Source organism: Streptomyces sp. NBC_01244 (genome assembly GCF_035987325.1).
Classification (GTDB): domain Bacteria; phylum Actinomycetota; class Actinomycetes; order Streptomycetales; family Streptomycetaceae; genus Streptomyces.
The window spans coordinates 4646611-4664517 of the sequence record NZ_CP108488.1 but is presented as its reverse complement, the minus strand read 5'-3'; the positions used below and the strand labels follow the sequence as shown (position 1 = coordinate 4664517).

The 17907-nt window shown below is 71.4% G+C and carries 18 protein-coding genes and 2 pseudogenes; 9 read left to right on the top strand and 11 right to left on the bottom strand.

The window, feature by feature from the left end; all coding sequences use genetic code 11:
- The first annotated feature begins 208 nt into the window (after window positions 1-208).
- Complete coding sequence (locus tag OG247_RS20950) at window positions 209-1696, top strand: helix-turn-helix domain-containing protein (RefSeq protein ID WP_327253682.1); 1488 nt, start codon at window positions 209-211, stop codon at window positions 1694-1696.
- A gap of 42 nt (window positions 1697-1738) precedes the next feature.
- Here the strand turns inward: OG247_RS20950 and OG247_RS20945 are convergent.
- Window positions 1739-1843: pseudogene (locus OG247_RS20945) on the bottom strand (TOBE domain-containing protein); the annotation flags it as partial.
- Between the two features lie 139 nt (window positions 1844-1982).
- Between OG247_RS20945 and OG247_RS20940 the strand changes: the two are divergent.
- The gene (locus OG247_RS20940; RefSeq protein WP_327253681.1) at window positions 1983-2846 is read left to right on the top strand and encodes a universal stress protein; all 864 of its coding nucleotides are present in this window, start codon (window positions 1983-1985) and stop codon (window positions 2844-2846) included.
- 70 nt (window positions 2847-2916) lie between these two features.
- Here the strand turns inward: OG247_RS20940 and OG247_RS20935 are convergent.
- The 6 genes and pseudogenes from OG247_RS20935 to OG247_RS20910 all read right to left on the bottom strand — a co-directional run.
- Window positions 2917-3141 (bottom strand): annotated as a pseudogene (locus tag OG247_RS20935) (PIN domain nuclease); the annotation flags it as partial.
- Between the two features lie 13 nt (window positions 3142-3154).
- On the bottom strand, window positions 3155-4855 hold the full coding sequence (locus tag OG247_RS20930; RefSeq protein WP_327253680.1) for an aspartate:alanine exchanger family transporter: 1701 nt from the start codon (window positions 4853-4855) through the stop codon (window positions 3155-3157).
- Window positions 4856-4990: 135 nt separating this feature from the next.
- On the bottom strand, window positions 4991-5767 hold the full coding sequence (locus tag OG247_RS20925) for an SDR family oxidoreductase (RefSeq protein WP_327253679.1): 777 nt from the start codon (window positions 5765-5767) through the stop codon (window positions 4991-4993).
- Window positions 5768-5838: 71 nt separating this feature from the next.
- Entirely contained in the window at window positions 5839-6732 is an 894-nt protein-coding gene (locus OG247_RS20920) for an RNA polymerase sigma-70 factor (RefSeq protein ID WP_327253678.1), read from the bottom strand.
- Window positions 6733-6742: 10 nt separating this feature from the next.
- The gene (locus OG247_RS20915; RefSeq protein WP_327253677.1) at window positions 6743-7468 is read right to left on the bottom strand and encodes a histone deacetylase; all 726 of its coding nucleotides are present in this window, start codon (window positions 7466-7468) and stop codon (window positions 6743-6745) included.
- A gap of 46 nt (window positions 7469-7514) precedes the next feature.
- Entirely contained in the window at window positions 7515-9941 is a 2427-nt protein-coding gene (locus OG247_RS20910) for a helicase-associated domain-containing protein (protein WP_327253676.1), read from the bottom strand.
- A 428-nt stretch (window positions 9942-10369) separates the two neighbouring features.
- On the opposite strand from OG247_RS20910, the gene OG247_RS20905 reads away from it, so the two are divergent.
- Window positions 10370-11119 carry an HAD family hydrolase gene (locus OG247_RS20905; RefSeq protein WP_327253675.1) on the top strand — a complete coding sequence of 250 codons (750 nt, stop codon included), beginning with the start codon at window positions 10370-10372 and terminating at the stop codon, window positions 11117-11119.
- Here OG247_RS20905 and OG247_RS20900 read toward each other — a convergent pair.
- The 4 genes from OG247_RS20900 to OG247_RS20885 all read right to left on the bottom strand — a co-directional run bounded on the left by OG247_RS20900 (window position 11098) and on the right by OG247_RS20885 (window position 14156).
- Entirely contained in the window at window positions 11098-11940 is an 843-nt protein-coding gene (locus OG247_RS20900; protein ID WP_327253674.1) for an NAD(P)-dependent oxidoreductase, read from the bottom strand. The genes OG247_RS20905 and OG247_RS20900 overlap by 22 nt on opposite strands.
- Window positions 11937-12509: a guanylate kinase gene (locus tag OG247_RS20895; protein WP_327253673.1), complete on the bottom strand. Its 573-nt coding sequence runs from the start codon at window positions 12507-12509 to the stop codon at window positions 11937-11939. The genes OG247_RS20900 and OG247_RS20895 overlap by 4 nt, the downstream gene beginning before the upstream one ends.
- Window positions 12510-12520: 11 nt before the next feature.
- Entirely contained in the window at window positions 12521-13531 is a 1011-nt protein-coding gene (locus tag OG247_RS20890) for an AAA family ATPase (RefSeq protein ID WP_327253672.1), read from the bottom strand.
- 247 nt (window positions 13532-13778) lie between these two features.
- On the bottom strand, window positions 13779-14156 hold the full coding sequence (locus OG247_RS20885; RefSeq protein ID WP_327253671.1) for a GntR family transcriptional regulator: 378 nt from the start codon (window positions 14154-14156) through the stop codon (window positions 13779-13781).
- Window positions 14157-14976: 820 nt separating this feature from the next.
- On the opposite strand from OG247_RS20885, the gene OG247_RS20880 reads away from it, so the two are divergent.
- From OG247_RS20880 to OG247_RS20855, 6 genes are read left to right on the top strand one after another with little or no spacing between them, the layout of a single operon-like run.
- Window positions 14977-15297 carry a hypothetical protein gene (locus tag OG247_RS20880; protein WP_327253670.1) on the top strand — a complete coding sequence of 107 codons (321 nt, stop codon included), beginning with the start codon at window positions 14977-14979 and terminating at the stop codon, window positions 15295-15297.
- A complete protein-coding gene (locus OG247_RS20875; protein WP_327253669.1) occupies window positions 15294-15482 on the top strand; it encodes a hypothetical protein in 189 nt (62 codons plus the stop codon). Before OG247_RS20880 ends, OG247_RS20875 begins: the two co-directional genes overlap by 4 nt.
- A complete protein-coding gene (locus OG247_RS20870) occupies window positions 15479-16123 on the top strand; it encodes a GGDEF domain-containing protein (RefSeq protein WP_327253668.1) in 645 nt (214 codons plus the stop codon). The genes OG247_RS20875 and OG247_RS20870 overlap by 4 nt, the downstream gene beginning before the upstream one ends.
- Window positions 16123-17220, top strand: a complete 1098-nt coding sequence (locus OG247_RS20865) for a conjugal transfer protein (RefSeq protein ID WP_327253667.1) — start codon at window positions 16123-16125, stop codon at window positions 17218-17220. The genes OG247_RS20870 and OG247_RS20865 overlap by 1 nt, the downstream gene beginning before the upstream one ends.
- Window positions 17220-17564: an RRQRL motif-containing zinc-binding protein gene (locus OG247_RS20860; RefSeq protein WP_327253666.1), complete on the top strand. Its 345-nt coding sequence runs from the start codon at window positions 17220-17222 to the stop codon at window positions 17562-17564. The genes OG247_RS20865 and OG247_RS20860 overlap by 1 nt, the downstream gene beginning before the upstream one ends.
- A 29-nt stretch (window positions 17565-17593) precedes the next feature.
- Window positions 17594-17884: a hypothetical protein gene (locus OG247_RS20855; RefSeq protein WP_327253665.1), complete on the top strand. Its 291-nt coding sequence runs from the start codon at window positions 17594-17596 to the stop codon at window positions 17882-17884.
- Window positions 17885-17907 lie beyond the last annotated feature (23 nt).

Sequence of the window (17907 nt, the reverse complement as noted above, 5' to 3'; positions counted from 1 at the left end):
TTCGCCGTTTTCCGTCGTCCCGTCAGTGAAACAACGCGCCGGGGGCGGGGACGACTGGTCCCCGCCACGGAAAAACGACAGGGCCGACGGGGCCTGCCTGGTGAATCATCCAAGAGGCTGTCCGAAGGATTGTCCTTGCATTTACCATGGCAATCCTCATATTCGCCTCGCGATTGTGGGCTGCCACCCGCCGCAAGGAGTCCCCGCCATGCACGTCCTCGACCTGCTCCAGTCCGACAACCTCGGCCTCACCCTGCTCTGGGGCGAGCAGTCCCTTCTCGGCCAGGAGGTCAGCGGGGTGACCGCCACCGACCTGGAGGACCCGGGCCGGTTCCTGGGCCCCGGAGAGCTCGTGCTCAGCGGCCTCGTGTGGTGGCGTCCGGGGGCGTCGGCCGCCGCCAGGACCGACCGGTTCGTCGCCGCACTCGCCGACGCCGGAGCGCGGGCGCTGCTGGCGGGCGAGGAGACCCACGGAGGGGTGCCCGAGGAGCTCGTCGCCGCCTGCCGGGCCCACCGGATGCCGCTGGTGGCGGTGCCCGCGCAGACCAGCTTCCGGGCCGTCACCGAGGCGGTGTACCTGCGCCAGTGGGGGGACCTCAGCCGACGCCCCACCCGGCACTTCGCGCTCCCCGAGAACGTGCGCAGCGAGCTCAGCCGGCTCCTGGAGGGCGGGGCCGGGCCGGCGGAGCTGCTGGACCGGGCGTGCGCGCACCTGGGCCGGCTGCCCTGCTACCTGCTGACCGCCAGCGGCCGCACGGTGGCCCGTACCCCGTCCGCGCCCGCGATCCCGGCGCAGCGGGCCGCCTCCGCCGCGAAGGGCGGGGTCTCGCTGGGCGTCGAGGCCGAGGGCTCCCCGTACGACGCCTGGCTGCTGCACGTCCCGGACGCGGACGCGGCGCCGCCGCGGGTGCTCCACGAGATCGCCGAGGTGTTCGCGCAGTACCGCGACGGCCTGGCCCGCCGGGTGGCCGCGCGACGGGACGCCGGACGGGACCTGCTCGCCCTGGTGTCGGCCGAGGCCGAACCGGACCTCCTCGGCGCCGCGCTCCAGGCGGCCGGGCTGCCCGCGGGGGGCCCGTACCGGGTGCTGGCGGCGACCGACGGGGACGCGCTGGCGGAGGCGCTGGGGCACCTGGAGGAGCAGCTGGAGGGGCTCCGGTGGGCGGTGGGGCCGGGCGGGGCGGTGCTGTACGAGGGCCCGGACGGGGCCGACTCCACCGGCACCGGCGCCACCGCCGATCTCACCGACCGGCTGCGCGCCGTGTGGCCGCTGCTCCAGGCGTGCGCCGACCCGGGGGCCGATCTGCGGCTCGGGGTGGGCGCGCGGACCGCTTCGGCCGACGGGCTACGCGCGTCACTGTGCCAGGCGCGCTTCGCGCTGAGGGCGGCCGACGCGGTGGTCGCGGTCCGCGGTGTGGAGCAGCTGGACACCCTGACCAAACTGCTCTCGGGGGTCCCGCCGGAAGTGCGCGGGGTGTTCGGGACGCGGACGCTGGGCTCGCTCGGGGACGGCATGCTGCGGGAGACGCTGGAGGTGTTCCTCGCGAACAACTGCTCGTGGACGCGCACGGCGGAGGCACTGCACCTGCACGTGAACACGGTCCACTACCGGATCGAGCGGGTGGAGGCCCTGACCGGCCGCGACCTCTCGCGCCTCGACCACAAGCTGGACCTGTACGCGGCGCTGCGCTGCTAGCCACCCCGCGCCGCCCTTCGCGGGCCGGGGCCAAAAAGCCAGGTCGATAGGGACGTCCGTGGACTTCACCCGGGCCGTCACGCTGACCCCGACCGCGATGCCGAGCTCCTCGACCGACTCCCGGGTCACCACGGAGACGAGGCGGTAACGGGCCCGACAGGCCCGAGGACCTGCCATCAAACTCCCGCCTGCCAAAAGCCGCGAAGAGGGGTAAATGCGGCGGTTGGCGTAGCGTCGTAGGAGCGACCAGGAATTGGCCGCGGCATGTGAACGAAGGGTGCCGCCGATGTCCGTCCCGTCCGACCAGCCTGTCCCGCCCGCGGCTCCTGTCCTCCCCGCCCTCCCCGTCCTCGTGGGGTTCGACGGGTCCGCCCGGAGCGTCGCCGCGGCCCGGTGGGCCGCACGTGAGGCCCTGGCGGCCGGGGCGCCGCTCCGGCTGCTCCACGTGGGCCAGGCCTGGCCCACCATCCAGCCGATCTCCGTGGAGTTCCAGCCCGTGCTCGGCGAGAGCGAGCGCGTGGCGAGGACCGCGCTGTCGGCGCTCGTCGAGGAACTCCGCACCACCCACCAGGGCCTGACCGTCGAGGCGGCCACCGCCGAGGGCGGACCCGGCAACGAGATCCCGCGGGCGGCGGCCCGGTCGGGCGCCGGGCTGATCGTGCTCGGTGCGAGCGGCGAGGACCGCCACGTGGTCCCCCGCCTCGGCTCCACGGCGCTGCACGTCGCGGGGCGCGCCGAGGTCCCCGTGGTCCTGGTACGGGAGCCCGCCGAGCGTGCGCCGCACGGACACGGGGTCGTCGTGGGGGTGGACCCGGCGGGCGACTACGCCGCGGTGCTCGACTTCGCGTACGCCTGGGCGGCGCGCCACGCGCTCCCGCTGCGCGCGGTGCACGCGGTGCAAGCGGGCCCGGCAGGCCCGGAGCCGCTCGAAGCGGCGGTGTCCGCGGCCGGCGCGCGCCACCCGCTGGTGGCGGCCGAGTGCGTGACCCGCCCCGGCGACCCGGCGCAGCTCTTGCTCGACGAGTCGGCCGAGGCCGACCTCCTGGTCGTCGGCCGCCGCCACCACCGCCCCCTCCACGGCATGGGCCCCACGGACCACGCGGTGGCCCACCACGCCCACAGCCCGGTGGCCCTGATCCCCCACGGCTAGCCGCCGGTTCCCGATCCGTCGAGGCGGTCCGCCGTCCCTACCTCTCAGCCGCCCGGCCGTACCACTGGAGGTAGGCGCGGTCGTCGATCGGCACCCAGCCGAACAACAGGCGCATGTCCTCGATCCCACGGACCCGGTCCTCGGCGGACCGTGCGCTGTGGAAGAAATCCAGCTCGGTGATCGGGCAGGTGGCGAAGAGACCGGCCGCCGCCTGGTCCCAGCCGTACTGTTCCGCGTCGCCCCGCATGAGTCGGGCCAACGCGCTCGTGTCGATGAGGAATTGGGCAGCGCTCACCGCCGGTGGTTCCTCACCGCCGCAGCAGCACGATCACCGACCCCCACATCGTCAGCAGGACGTTGCCCAGGGCGTACGGGACCGTCGTCCCCAGGGCCGGGATCTGGCTGCGGGCGCGTTCCGTCAGGGCGCCGAGGGCGGCCGTCGTGGTCTGGGCTCCGGCCAGGGCGCCGAGCAGGATCGGGAGGGGGAGCCGCTGCACGAAGTGCCCGTAGGCGAATCCGGCCAGCAGCGGCACGCTCGTCACGGCGGCGCCCCACAGCAACAGCGGCCAGCCGGCTTCGCGCAGGCCCGGCACGAAGCTCGGGCCCGCGTTGAGTCCGACGACCGTGACGAACACGCACAGGCCGAGCGTGCCCATCAGCCACTGCGCGGCCGACGGCAGGTTCCCGTACGTGGGGTACTTGCTCCGGATCCAGCCGAAGACCAGCCCCATCAGCAGCGCCCCGGTGGAGGTGGACAGCGACAGCGGCGCGCCGGCCGCGTGCAGCGCCGGGATGCCGAGGCAGCCGCCGAGGAAGAGCCCGAGCGCGATCCACACCATGTCCGTCGCGAAGCTGGTCGGCACCGGCTTGCCCAGCTCCGCCGCGGCCGCCTCCACCCGGCTGCGCGGCCCCGTGAGGACCAGGGTGTCGCCCCGCTCCACGGTGCTGTCGAGGCGGACCCGCAGGTCGGCGCCGGCCCGCCAGTGCCCGTCGACGAAGACGCCCGGCATGAACTCCTCGTGGCGCAGGGTGCGGATGGTGCGGCCGCTCAGGTTCCGGTCGGTGATGACCACGTGCAGGGACTCGGTGCGGTAGGCGAGCAGTTCGAAGTCGTCCGTCTCCATCCCGATGTGCGTGCGCGCGTCGTACGCGACGAGGTCGCCGCGGACCGCGCTGACGGCCAGGACGTCCCCGATCTCGACGCGGGTGTCCGCGGAGTGCTCCAGGATCTCCCCGGCGCGGCGCAGCCGGGTGATGTAGAGCCGCCGCCCGGCGGCCTTCTGCTCCGCCTCGAAGTCCCCGATCGTGCGCCCGGCGAAGGCCGCCACGTCGACGGCGTAGGCGCGCAGCACGTGCTTGTAGTAGCCCTCCCCGGCATCGGGGTCGTCCTCGGCGGCCTCCAGGTCGGCGGCGAGCACGGCGCTCTCCTCCGCGAGGTCCCGGCGCAGCAGGCGGGGCAGGATTCCGGCGAGGAGCAGCGCGGGCAGCACCGTACCGAGGGGGTACGTGACCGCGTAGGCGACGGCGATCAGATGGGACTGGTCCCGGGCCTCGGCCGCGTCGACGCCGGGCAGGTGGGAGATGGCGTCGGAGCCGACGCCGATGACGGCGGACTGGGTGAGGCCGCCGCCGAGCAGGCCGGCGGACAGGCCGGGCCCGTAACCGGCGAGGGCGGCGAAGGCCCAGGCGGTGGCGAGTCCGGTGACGCAGACGATGAGGGCCAGGACGACCTGGGGGAGGCCGTCCTTGCGCAGGGCGCGGAAGAACTGCGGGCCGACGTCGTAGCCGAGGGCGAAGAGGAACATCAGGAAGAAGACGGACTTGATCGGACCGTCGATCTCGACCTTGGCCTGGGAGCCGATGACCAGGCCGGCGACGAGGCATCCGGTGACGGCGCCCAGCGCGATGGACTTGTACCGGATGCGGCCGAGCAGGAAGCCGACGGCGATGGTCAGGAAGATGAGCAGCTCGGGGTAGGGCTGGAAGATCTCGTCCCGGAGCCAGTCCATCCGCACCTCCTCGGCCGTCTCGGGAAACGGTATGTGCGGGTATGTCCGCCCGCACGTCCAGCCGGTCCGCCGGCTCCCTCCGCCGACTTCCTCCGCCCGTTCCCTCCGCCGGGTGCGACCGGCCGGGACGCGGGGTCAGCGGGCGACCCGCTCGGCGAGGTACTCCTCCCAGGTGCGCCGGCCGAGCGCGTGGCCCGGGGTGGTCAGGTGGCCGGCGCGCCAGGCGGCCCCGATCTTGCCGGGGACGCGGACGGGAAGGACGGCGCGGCGCTTGCCCACGGCGCGCAGCCAGTCCCTGGCGAGAGCTGCGGCCGGGTACACGGTCGGGCCGGCGAAGTCGGGCACCCGGCCGGCCGGGTCGCCGAGGGCCAGCTCGACCAACCGGTCCGCGACCTCGCCCGCGTCGGCCGGCTGGCAGTCGGTGCCGGAGGGTACGAGGACCACCGGGAGCTTGGACAGGGCCCCGAGGGCGAGGTCGAGCAGTGCGGGGAACTGGGTGGCCCGCAGGTTGGTCCAGCCGGGGTCCGAGGAGGCGAGCAGCCGCTCGCACTCCAGCTTGACCCGGAAGTAGGGGTACGGGATCCGGTCGACGCCGACGATCGAGATGTTGACGACGTGCTCGACGCCGGCCCGCTTCCCGGCTTCCAGCAGGTGCCGCAAGCCCGGGACGTCGTTCTTGAAATGCCGGATGTCGCTCGCGCAGTGGATGACCGTACGGACGTCCGCGAGCGCCTCGTCGAGTCCGGCGCCGGTGGTCAGGTCGCCGGTGTACCAGTCCACCCCGGCGTCGTCCGGCAGCGCGGTCCTGCGCGTGAGCGCGCGGACCGGGCGGCCGGTGCGGCGGACCCGCTCCAGTACCTCGCGGCCGAGCATGCCCGTCGCTCCGGTCACCATGATCGTGTCGTTCTTCATCAGTCCCAGCCTTCCGAAGCCACAGTCGCCGTGGGCGTTGGTGTTGCCGTCACCGATGAAGAACCGACGGGTCAGCCGTTCTGTGACAGCTCTCGGAGCTGAGTCGCGAGGAAGGCGAGTTTGTCCGGGTTCAGGACGAGCCGGACGCCGGTGATCCCGCCCTCGCCGAGCTCCAGCGCCCCGAACGCGCTCAGCTCGCCGTCCGCCCAGCTGACCACCGCCGGCACGCCGTTCGTCTCGGTGAACCCGATCTGCGCGCCGTTGACCCACCGGGAGAAGAGACCGACGAGGAAGCGGGCCGCGTTGTCCCGCCCGGCCACCGGCCGGCTCGACGCACTCGCCTTGCCGCCGCCGTCCGACCAGACGACGACCTGGTCGGAGAGCAGCTGCTCCAGCTGCGCCATCGCGCCCCCGGACGCGGCGGCCAGGAACCGGGCGAGCAGCTCGTCGTCCTGCTCCCGCGAGGTGGTGAACCGCGTCCGGCCGTCGGCCAGGTGCTGCTGGGCCCGGCGGTAGAGCTGGCGCGCGTTCGCCTCCGAGCAGTCGAGTACGCCGGCGATGTCCCGGTGGCTGTAGTCGAAGGCGTCGCGCAGCACCACGGCGGCCCGCTCGGGCGGCGACAGCCGCTCCATCATCGTCAGCACGGCGAACGACACCGAGTCCCGCTGCTCCGCCGTCTCCATCGGCCCCAGCGCCCCGGCACCGGTCCCCACCGGCTCGGGGATCCAGGGCCCGAAGTACTCCTCGCGCTGTACCCGGGCGGAGGTCAGCCGGTTCAGGCACAGGTTGGTGAGCACCTTGGCCAGCCACGGGCCCGGCGCGGCCACCTGGCCGGGCTCGACGCCGTGCCAGCGCAGGTACGCGTCCTGCACGGCGTCCTCGGCCTCGGCCGCCGAGCCGAGCATCCGGTACGCCAGCGAGAACAGCCGTGGTCGGTGCGCCTCGAACTCCTGTGCCGTGTCCATTGGCCCCACGCTAAGCGCGGGCCCCCGGCAGCCCCCCGGCAGGCCGCTCCCCGGCAGGCCGCCCTCCGGCAGGCCGCTCCGCGAGCAGGTCGAGCACCTGTCGCGGTGTCCAGTTGCCGGCCGCGCCCGGGCAGGCGGACAGGTAGTCGGCGATCTCCTGCTCCCGCCACGGCCCCGACTCCAGCAGTCCCCCCGCCAGGTACCGCAGGTACGCCGCGGACGGCATGAGCGGCTCGACGTCCCGGAGGGACCACGGGGCGGTGAACGTCAGCACCGGGATGCCTTCGACCGTCCCCGGGCAGATCAAGGTCTCGTACCGGCCGCTGCCCGAGGCGTCGCGGCCGTCGCGCAGCACCCTGGAGAGGTCGAGGTCCGTCCCCGGTTCCCTGTACATCTCCTGTGCGGCGATGTCCGACACCTGGCTCACGGTCAGGAGGTGGGCGCGCCCCAGCAGCCGGCCCGGCGCCGACGGATCGTAGAAGCCCCTGCCTCCCTGCCACACCGGGGACTCGGTGGCGAAGTAGAGGCACCCGTCGAGCTGGACGGCGATCGACCGCTCCGGCGCCCGGCGGTCCCGGCAGCCGGGATACGAGCGCGTCGAGCCGGTCGGTGTCCCGCCGGCGATGTAGGCGGCCAGCCGGTCGGTGTGCATGTTGGAGCCGTACGAGGCGTACCAGACCCGGCCGCGAACCGGCGGAGCCCCGGCGCCGAGCGGAACGGCGGTGTGGACGACCATGCTGTTCCTCGCTTGTGGGAGCGCTGACCTTGGACGCCTGACCGGCCTAATGGGGCATGACGCCGTGGATGCGGGAGAGCGTGAAGACGCGTTCGGCTTCACGCAGGTGACACCAGGCTTCCAGGTAGGGCGGGTCGAGTTCCAGGCTGCTCAGGATGCGTACGGTGCGACTGCCCGAGGTCGCGACGTACTCGACCGTGATGGCGGTGCCGGCGTCGATGGCTTGGGCGAGCTGGCGGACATCGCTGTACGACAGGTGCTTCGCGTATCCGGCGACGATTTCTTCGGTGTCCGTCCCGAAGGGGACTCCGCTGCCGAAGGGGTCGGGTTCCGGCGCGATCGGTGGGGCGGCCAGCAGTCGGACAGCCAGATCGTCCATGTCGGCGCCGCCCGGGACCTTCGACGTGTGGATGGCCGTGCTTCGGGTGCCGCGCTTGTCGCCGGTCTGCCGAGGGGCCGGAACAGGAGCGGCCGCCCGCTGGGGCCGGACCTTCTCGACGCGTACGGTTCCCCCGGCCGTTTCGGCGACGGGGGCGTAACCCTCGGCGCGGAGCGCTGCGAGGGTCGTGTCGAGCGAGCTACGACTGACCAGAACAGTCGGCGCGAGCTGGCGCAGGCCGAGCTTGGAGAGCCCCCGGTGGGCGGCGAGTTCGGCCAGGAGCGCCGGCTCCTCGCCGTGGAGGACGCAGGCGGCCGGGGCGATGCGCACGCGTCCGTGGACCCGCGCGGTGTCGGCGATGAGATAGGACAGCGGTTGGGGCAGGGGCCCGGCTGCGATGGCGGCCAGATCGGCCGCGATGTCCCCCGGGGCCCGGCCGGCGTCCAGGGCCCGTCGGATACTGCCGGAGCTGAACCGCCACACCGAGGCCGTGCCACTGGTTTCCCGGTCAGCGGTGGCATCGAGGACCACGGCGACCCGCGCGGCCGGTGTGCCGGCGACGACGGCGGTGAGGTCGCCGCCGATCCGGGCGGTTTCGGCGGCCGGGGGCAGTAGTCGGCGGCAGGTGGCGGTCAGTCCTTCCGCGTCGTAGGCGAGCAGATGGACGCCCAGAGCCGACAGAGCGCCTCGGGCGATCACTCCGAACATTTCGGCCTCGCGGATCACCGTGGCGAACGGGGTGATGTCCGTGGGTGAGGTGTCGGCGAGCGGGCGATGCCAGGCCACCATCGGTCCGAGATCGGAAGCGTTCTTCACCCCCTGACCGGCCGGGAGCTGTGCCGCTGCGGCGAACAGCCCGTGGCGGGCCTGGCGGCAGCCGTTGCAGGGCGGCGCTCCGGCGAGGGCAGGTAGCGCCTTGTCGTCCTCGTCGCGCGCCCGGGTGGAGGTGAGCGGCAGTTCCCGCCATGCCTGGAGCAGCGTGGCAAGCCGCTCCGCGGGCTCCTGTTCCGCCCAGACGTCGTAGGCCCGGGTCGGTGCCACGCGGTCGCCGACCCGGGCCAGCAGCCCGACCGTGTACGCGGCCTCCAGGGTGATGCGGACCCCGGCATCGTCGGCATGGGCGGCCTTGCCGATTCGGGCCAGCTCACGCGCGCCGATCCCACCGGACTTGAGTCTGGCGGGCGGAGCCGAGGAACAGGCCGAGAGGACCGAGGCGGCCTGGGCCAGCAACGCCGCGGCCGCGGCCGCGGCCTCCCGCTCCACCTCGGCGGGGGTGACGGACACCAGCTGAGGGGACGGTGGAAACGGGGCGAAGGGGGCGTGCCAAGTGGGCCCGCGCAACGCCAGCGCGACTTCGAGGGGCATACGCGCGGGACCGTATCGGCGGCGGTCCTGGATCAGCAGGCCCCGGTCGAGTGCCCATCGCGCCCCCGGTTCGAGGACGGGGCCAGGGGTCCCGAACACGATGGCCTGCGTCTGCCTCGGCGCAGACCCTGCCCGGCGGGTCAGCAGCTTCTGTGTGACCGCGGGTGCTCGTGCCACCAGTTCGGCAATGACGTCGGGGTCGCTGTGGTGCGCGACGAGCGCCGCCATACGCTGCTGCTTGGTGCCGGGCGGCTTGATGCCCAGCGCCGCCAACATGCCGCGCAGCTCGTCGGAGGTCAGGTCCGCCAGCAGCTCCGCGAGTGGTGCGTCCAGCCCGAGCGGTGCGTCCCACGCCTGCCGCAACGGTGCCGCCGTGTGCAGCCTTCCGTTGTGGTCCGGCCAGACCAGCGCGTGCCCGGCCAGAGTCTCCAGGACCGCTTCCAGTGCGAGGCCGGCCTCGCCTGCCGTGGCTCCCAGCAGCTTCGCCAGGGCCTCGCGTGACGGGGTCGTCCCGAGCGCCGCCACGGCCTCGGCCACCTGCAAGTCGGGCAGGGTGAGCAGGGGCAGCGCGAGTGCCACCGACCCCGGCCGCTGAAGGCGGTCCGCCAGCTCCCCGAGCGAGCGGGGCTCCGGAGGGGACGCGGCGTCGTTCCGTGTCGCGAGCACGCGTGCCAGGCGCGGGCCGTCGAGACCGCTCAGCCAAGCTGTCAGCGTTGATCCGGGCGCCATGGAAACCTCTCCTCCGGCCAGGAAACGGGCCGCGGCCGGCCCTCGGCCAGTCCGCACCGGGCTCAAGGATGGCCCATCCGGTGGGTGCGGACGTCTCGCAGGGCGAAAGACCCCCGCCCACGGGTGACATCGAGCCGCGGACGCGCCCTGCCCACCCTGCCCGCCCTGGCGCCGGGGGTGTTCGGCAGGATGACAGGTCCTCCACTGAGCACGGTCGGCGGAGGCAACGCAAAGAGCCCCACCGCAAGCGGTGGGGCTCTTCAACGTATTGCCCGGTGAGAGCAATGGCGGAGGATACGAGATTCGAACTCGTGAGGGGTTGCCCCCAACACGCTTTCCAACTGTCCGCACGGCCGTCCGGGGGCGTTCAGGTGGGTTCGGGGGGCAGGCCAGTCGGGCTAGGCGTACGGCGCTGAACGGTCGCGACCGTGGGCGTACTGGACAAAGACCAGGACAAGGATTGCCACGCCCGGACGCCCCCCATCTGGCCCGCGTACCGTACCTGTGTGCAGCTATTCGCCCTCTTCGACCTCGATAACACCTTGATCGATCGACAGGCTGCGCTCAAACGGTGGGTCAGGGATTTCAGCGCGTCCCGGGGCCTCGCTCCCGACGCTGAGCTCCTGCTGGGGGACACGCTGCGCGCGAGGGCCTACCCAGCTGACTTCGATCGACTCAGGGACCCGCTCGGGCTGAGCGGCTCGGCCGCCTCCCTGTGGAGCGAGTACGTCTCGGGCATGTCCGCCCGCGCACGCTGCCTCCCCGGGCTGCCTGATGCCCTCAGCCAGATGCGGGCGATCGGCTGGACGCTCGGAGTGGTGACCAACGGTGCTGCGGACATCCAGCGGGCCAAGCTGGAGAGTGCGGGGCTGGCGGACCTGTTCGACGGTGTCTGCGCGTCGGGAGAGGTCGGCGTGCGGAAACCCGCCCTGGCAGTTTTCCAAGCTGCCGCAGAGCGCTGTGGCACCACCCTCGCCAAGGGGGGCTGGATGGTGGGCGACAACCCCGAGACAGACATCGAAGGTGGCCGCGCGGCGGGGCTGCGGACGGCATGGATTTCCGCCGGGCGGCAGTGGCCGGCAGGTGTCCGCAGCCCCGACGTTGAGTCGAGGACTGCCTCAGAGGCAATCAGCTTGCTGCTGGAGCAAGACGCGCATCACGCCTCCGGCGCGGTGTGAAGCCTCGCGAGGGCCTCACCAATGTCCAGCTTCTGGTCCCGCGAACCTGCCCAGCGCTCCATAACCAGCGCTGAGGCTGCCACGAGGTCGCTCGGTAGGCCTGCCTCATCGAGCGCGTCCGCGGCTTCCCGCATCTCCGGGGCCCACCTCCACGACCTTGCAGCAACCTTCGGGATGTACGCGGTCTCAGCCAGGTAGCTCGTGGAGCGGCCCTGTGCGATGGCGAGGAGTTCCTCGCCCACCCCGTGGTCATCGGCGAGGGCATAGGCGACGGCTGCCAGCACCCGGCTGCTCTTCTGGTAGCTGGTGTAGGAGAGCTTCAGAGCGGAGGCCTTGCCGGTTCCGCCCTCCAAAAGGTGCGGAGCCACGGCGGTGCCTTGGAACAGCAGGGCCACGGCGGCCAGGGCGTCGTCCGGCCCCGACAGATACAGGCGCGGGGTCTTCCGTTCGGAAGGAGGCGAGCCGATGACCGAGCCGTCGACTACTGTCGCGCCGCGCGAGGCCAGCGCCGTGCTGATCCTCGCCATGCGCGCAGGTGAGATCGCGTTCCCGTCGACATAGATTCCGGCGAAGGACTCCGCCGCAACCGCTGTCGCCACTTCTTCGGCGTTGGCCGGCGGGCAGAGACTGAGAATGACCTCGCAGCGCTGGGTCATCTCCGCAAGGTCGCGTACCTCGCTCAGGCTGTACCGCTGTGCTCTCTCTCGGGTGGCCTCGCTCCGCCCGTCCGGGCACCAAAGGACTTCTGTACCTGTGCGTTTGGCTTGGGCAGCGACAGCAGCGCCCATGCTCCCGGGATGCAGAATGCCGAGCGTCGTCATCCGACCAACCTTGCGATGTCACGCACTTCGGCGGCCGTTCCGCCTTGAACTGCTTGATCGATAGCGCGCGCAGTCTCGGACGGATCGAGATTCTGTGTCTCGATCACGAGAGACCACGGGTCGTTCGCATGGTCCAGGAGATCCCGCCGGGTCTCGTCCCAGACCTTGAGTCGCGTCTCCAGATCATTGTCACCACGCCCCTGACAACGCTCCTCTGTGACATCTCGCGGACACCAAAGCAGGACCTTTGCCCAGGGAATTGGGAATGCTCCGACTGCCCTGACGCCGGTGACCTGGCCCATGTGCAACACGGGGATACGCCCGGAGTCCACGAGCGTGGACACTCCCAGCGTGTCGATGGCGTACGCGGCGTCGTACCTGGAGTTCCGGTAAAGGAGTTCGCCGTCTCGGGCCAGCTGCTCGATGTGCTCGGCTGTGGTGAGCCGGTAGCCCGTTGTCCGGCCGGGACCGGCCTTGAGGCGTTGGAAGAGCTCATATTCCGGGCGGAGCCGAGACAGCTCCGCTGAAACCGTGTCCTTCCCGGAGCTGGGCGGCCCGTAGAGGACCACGCCGGACCGCGTCACAGGTCGGCTCCGCTCAATACGTCCCGGGCCTCATCGACCAGGGCTACGGCCGCGCCGAGCCGGTTATCCACTACGAAGTGGGGACCCTTTGGACGGAGTTCCATGTCCACCGTGGCGATGTATTCGTCCCAGGCCTCCATCTTCCAGGCGTCGCGGGCAGCACCCCGGAACTCGATGTACTCCCGCATGGACTCCGGGTCGCACTCGACCCAAATTGTCGCCACGGACACCCGCTTGGACCTGCAACGGTTCTGGAAACGCTGCATCCAATCAGCCTGAGCGAACTCGGCAACGAACGGCGCGTCGAGGATTGTCGAGATCCCGCAGTCGACGTTGTCCCAGGCCGCTTCCATGAGGCACCGGTATTCGAGCGGCCGCACCTTCTCGCGGTACAGCGCCGAGCTCCGGTCGTGGGCCTCACCACCGAGTGCGATCAGAAGCTGATCGACGAGTGGGCGCGTCAGTGAGTCCTTGTCTAGGATCGGCCAGCCGGTCACGCCTCCGAGGAACTTCGCGAACTCGGACTTGCCGGATCCTGCGAAACCTCCCACCAGGACCACGGACGGACCGTCGTTGCTGCCACCTGTCGTGCGTTGACGCCATGCGTCGACCACTCGGTCTCGTAGGGCGTCACTGTCCACGTCGGCAGTGCCGGCGCGGATACTGCCAAGTGCTTGCCTGACTGCCTCGGACTGGTCAGGCAAGGTGCGGTTCGTGGCCACCGGGATTGAATCCACGGGGGCATCCTCTCCGGGCAGGGCTGCACGGAAGCCCAGTTGGGCTTCGTTGCGACGATAGAGGCGGCAATAAGCCCGACGGTAGTGCGGTCCCGGGTATATCGATCCTCGTTCGTGTCCCCAGACGGTCTGGAAGTTGGCCGCGATGTTGAAGCCATGCCGCTCGGCAATCTCGCGCAGCTTTTCCCCCACGTCTTCCAGGGTCAGTCCGAACTTCTCGCGGTGTTGGTGCAGGAGTTCAGGTTTCCAGTCTGGGTTCTTGCGAGCCATCTGCCCCTCCTAGATAGCTGTTGGAGCCGCCAATGTAGCGGTCCGACTAGGTACACCAAACTTCGTGATAGCGCGTGTGTAAGCGGATGTGTAAAACGGCTGAGTGTTTGTCAGGTAGCTGCTTGTGATACCGATTTCCTCGCTGAGGCGGTGAACTAGAACCACGCCGACCGAGGAGGTGCTCATGCATCGCAGCAAGGGCGGGGCCGCCCAAGAAGGGCAGCCCCAAGCCGCATCAAGCCGACGCCTAGTTCCCTTCGAGCGCGCTGAGTCGCTCACGGAGCTCCGCTACCTCGCCTCTGAGGTCGGCGACCTCTTCCCGCAGCTCGGTGATGGCGCCAGCGGGGTCTGCGAGCCTCGCGGCCTTGGCGGAGTCCACGGTCAGGAACGCCCCCTTGCCCTGGTGGCTCACTGCAAGGCCGTCGGTCCTGAGCTGACGGATTGCGTCCCGGGCCACGGTGACCGTGACTCCATACGTCTTCTGGAGTTCGGCCAGCGAGGGCAGCTTGCCCGACGCTGTGAACTCGCCGGCCGCGATCCTCCCGCGTAGCTGGTCCGCCACCTGCTGGTAGGCGGGCTTGCCGGTCCACTCGACCATCTGCACCCCAAGTCTCTTCACTGTCACTGCCTCATAGTGCCCAAGCGGCACAGAGAGAACCAGTACCCGCCCCCGCTTGTTCCGAGGGGGGTTGCGCAACTCTGCCTCACAGTGCACTCTGAGGCAGAGCTGCTTAGGGCTTCCGCAAGGGACCTCAGGCCCAGCTCGACAACGCCCGCCTGTCCGGCGGTGCGGGTCAACCCGTATGTGCGTCCGGAGGAAAGCCCGAGGGGGCGAGTACGAAGGCAGCGTCCGTTCCTTAAGAACTCAACAGCGTGCCGGCCCAGCCACCTGCTCCTGGGTGGTCGATGGGTCCGAAGACGAGTCGGGGCGTGATCCCCGTCCCCAGGCGACGGGCAGTCGTCGGCGGCAACACCTTCTTTTGCGTGCTGGCTCTGGAGAACACCCCGCTTCAAAGGGGTGCCACCCGGTACGCGCCGCCCTGCTGGCGTCAGAGCAGTGACGATGACGCACCCGACTCTCTGGCTCGGGACCGGGCGCCGTGGCAACGGTGCGCCGGCGAAGCCTCGCTCCTCCGGCTTGGAGGTTGCTGTGTTCCTTCGACATCTGTGGGCGCCTGCCGTACTGGACCGGTGCGGCCAGCCGCGCCCCTTCGCGTCACCGCACAACCGCCACGCGAGGCGGCCCCGGGCTCCCGTCCGGCGCCGCTCGCTCGGCCTCTTCACCTTTCCGTAGCCCTTGTGCTGCGGCCGGTTGCCCGCCCCGCCCGTCATGAACGGGCGGGGTTGAGGGGAGCCGCGAGCACGGGCTTCATCCCCGGGGTCGGTCGCCTCTCTCCAAAGACCGCGACCGCCCCGGCTCCCTTCGCCGATCAGGAGAGATCCACATGCGTTCGTACATCGGTAACCACCAGATCGTGAACCCGGCCGAGTTCGAAGAGCTGGCGCTCGGCTTCGATGAACTGCCCGTCGGCCTGGACCGGGACCTGTTCCGGGGCCCGCTGACCCCGGAGACGGCCCAGGAGCGGGCGGCCCGTGAGGCGGTGGCCCGCGAGGTCATCGCGGAGCTGGCCGCGCTGGGTGAGGGCGGGGACGAGATCGCCGCGTGGGACGCGCTCTACGCCGACGCGCTCACCCGTACCGTCCCGTTCCTGCGGGGTGCCGCCCGCGACGCCGGCCGTTCCTCCTGGGTGGGGGAAGCGGCATGAGCGCCCGATCGATGCAGGACCTGCACCGGGTGCTGATCTGGCTCGGCTCGCTGGCCGTCGTGAGCTGCACCGTGAGCGCCGTGGCGGTGCACGAGGGCTGGCTGCTCGGGGTGGCCGCGCTCGGTTTCGGTGTCCAGCACATCGGCTGGTCGCTTCACCGGCGCCGGATCGGCGGTGTGGCATGAGCCACACCTTGGCGGCCTTGTCCGCCGCGCTTCCTCTGGCGTCCGGCTGGTCTGTGCACAGCCTGTGGATGCAGCGCCGGATCGAGACGGCCCGCCGCGACCCGCTCACCGGGCTGTGGACGCGGGAGCCCTTCGAGGAGCGGGCCCGCAAGAGCCTGGCCCGAGGGTCCCAGCGCGCCGTACTTGTCTTGGACCTCGACCGGTTCAAGGCGATCAACGACACCCTCGGCCACGCGGCCGGTGACGAGGTCATCCGTGAGACCGGGCGGCGCCTCGGCCGGTGGGCAGAGGAACACGCCGGCGTCGCCGGGCGCCTGGGTGGGGACGAGTTCGCCGCCCTGATCCCCGGCTACGGCATCGACAAGCTGCGCGCCGACCTGTTCATGCTGACCGGCCGACTCGACCGGCCCGTGCCGTTCGACGGGCGACCAATCGAGGTGAGTACCTCGATCGGGGCCGCCTACTACCGCACCGGAAACGGTGACCTGTCCACGCTGCTGCGCCGGGCGGATGAGCAGATGTACCGGGCCAAGCAGCGTGGCGGGGGCTGGCGCATCGCGCACCGGCTGAGCGTCCCCGAGGTGGGCACGGTCAACGGCCGCCGCGATGGCCGCCGGGGCACGAGCGGGGTGGCGGCGTGATGGCGACCCGCAACGCACTGAGCAAGGTACAGAAGATCGTGTTGACGGCCGCGTTCGTGCCCATGCTCGCCACCGGCGTCGCCGGTGGGGTGGGCACGTACAGCAACATCAGCCGTGCCTACGGCTCCGGCACTGCGCTCGGTGCGGTGGCGGCCGGTGAGGGTGCGACCGCCGTTCTGGCGCTGGTACTCCTCGGGCTGACAATGCTCGGCCAGTCCTCCCCGGGGATCATCCGGGTGGGATTGTGGGCCCTGCCGGCCGCCGCGTCGGTCATGGCCGCGATGGCCGCTGATGACCCGGGCCGAACCGTCATCTACGCCGTGACCCCGATGGGCATGTGCGTCGCGGCGGAGGGCATGGCGTTCCTGGCCCGGCGGATCGTGGTCCACCAAGACGGACGCGACATCGAGGCGGAAGCGAAAGCGGCCGCCGTGGTGCGGGCCCTGGCCTACCACCGGGCCCGGGCGGCGAACCACCCGCAGTCGAGGGTGCGGAAGTCGTCCGACCGGACATCGTGGCGACTGGCCCGGAAGGTTGGGTTGGGCGATGCGTCGTTGGGTGCTCGGCTCCTGGACGTCCAGCGGGACCGGCTCACCAGCGGTGCGGACGCCGCCCTGGCCGCCATGTTCACCGGCCCCACAAATCAGCATGAAACGGCAGAGTTCACCGTAAATCGGTTGGGGTCTGACCTGCATGAGTCGGCCCCCAAGACACCGCCCGTAGCGGCCGAACTCCCGGCCCCCGAGTCAGTCGACTCGGCACCGGTCATCGAGCCGGTCGCCCTGCCTGAGTCGGTTCCGGTAGTCGAGCCGGTCGAGATTCCCCAGTCGGCTCCGATGAAGGCGGTCGCAGCTGCGGAGTCGGCTCCGCGTCGGGCGACCGGTCGGGTACCGAAGTCGGCCCGTGCGCCCCGACCGACGCGCGATTCGGATGAGCTGTTGGACGAGGCCCGGTCGGTCACGGCCAACTGGTCCGATGGCGAGCTGACCGCCGAGGCGATCCGCAAGGCGGTCCGTACGTCGTCCGCCAGGGGCCGTCTGCTGCGCGACACGCTCAAGGCCGAGCGCGCCACCGCCTCTGAAGCGACGGCCGCGTGATGGCCGGGCACGGCATACCCGTCTATTCATGGAGGCTCGCCCCGGACGGGCTGGCCACGCGCCGTCAACTCCGCGCGGCCGGTCTGCGCCCCGGCGGGCAGGACGTCGTGGCTCAGCTTGAGCGACCGCGCTACCGGCGGGAGCCGCTGACCGCCTACCTGTACCGCGTAGACCTGGCCAAGCCCGTCCGGCCCATGACCCCGCGCAAGTGGGACGCGCTCGCCCTGGCGATGCTCGCCCGCCGCACCTGCCCCCAGTGCTCCACCGACGCCGGATACGTCATCCCGGCCTCGCTCGGCACGTGCGTGCCCTGCGCCTACCCCGAAGAACAGCGCGCTGCCTGAACCTCTCGGACCAATCCAGGAGATCAGCCATGAGCACCGCTACCAAAACCCTCAAGACCTCCGCCGACGCCGACGCCGAGCGCCGCGAGGCTCGCAACAGCGGCCGTCGCGCCAAGCGCCGTGCCGAGGCCCGCCAGCGCAAGGCCCGTCACGCCGCGTTCGAGCTGTGCGCCTGGGGCGCGTGGAGCGGCGGCCGCCCCCGCGCGACGGCCGCCGATGTGGCCCGCAGGGCCAACGCGATGTACGGCGCCTACCTCAAGGGCAACGACATCACCGTCCAGGAGGGCGCCGACGCGCTCGCCTGGGCCATCAGCCTCTGAGCTGCATAGACCTGCGCATGCCG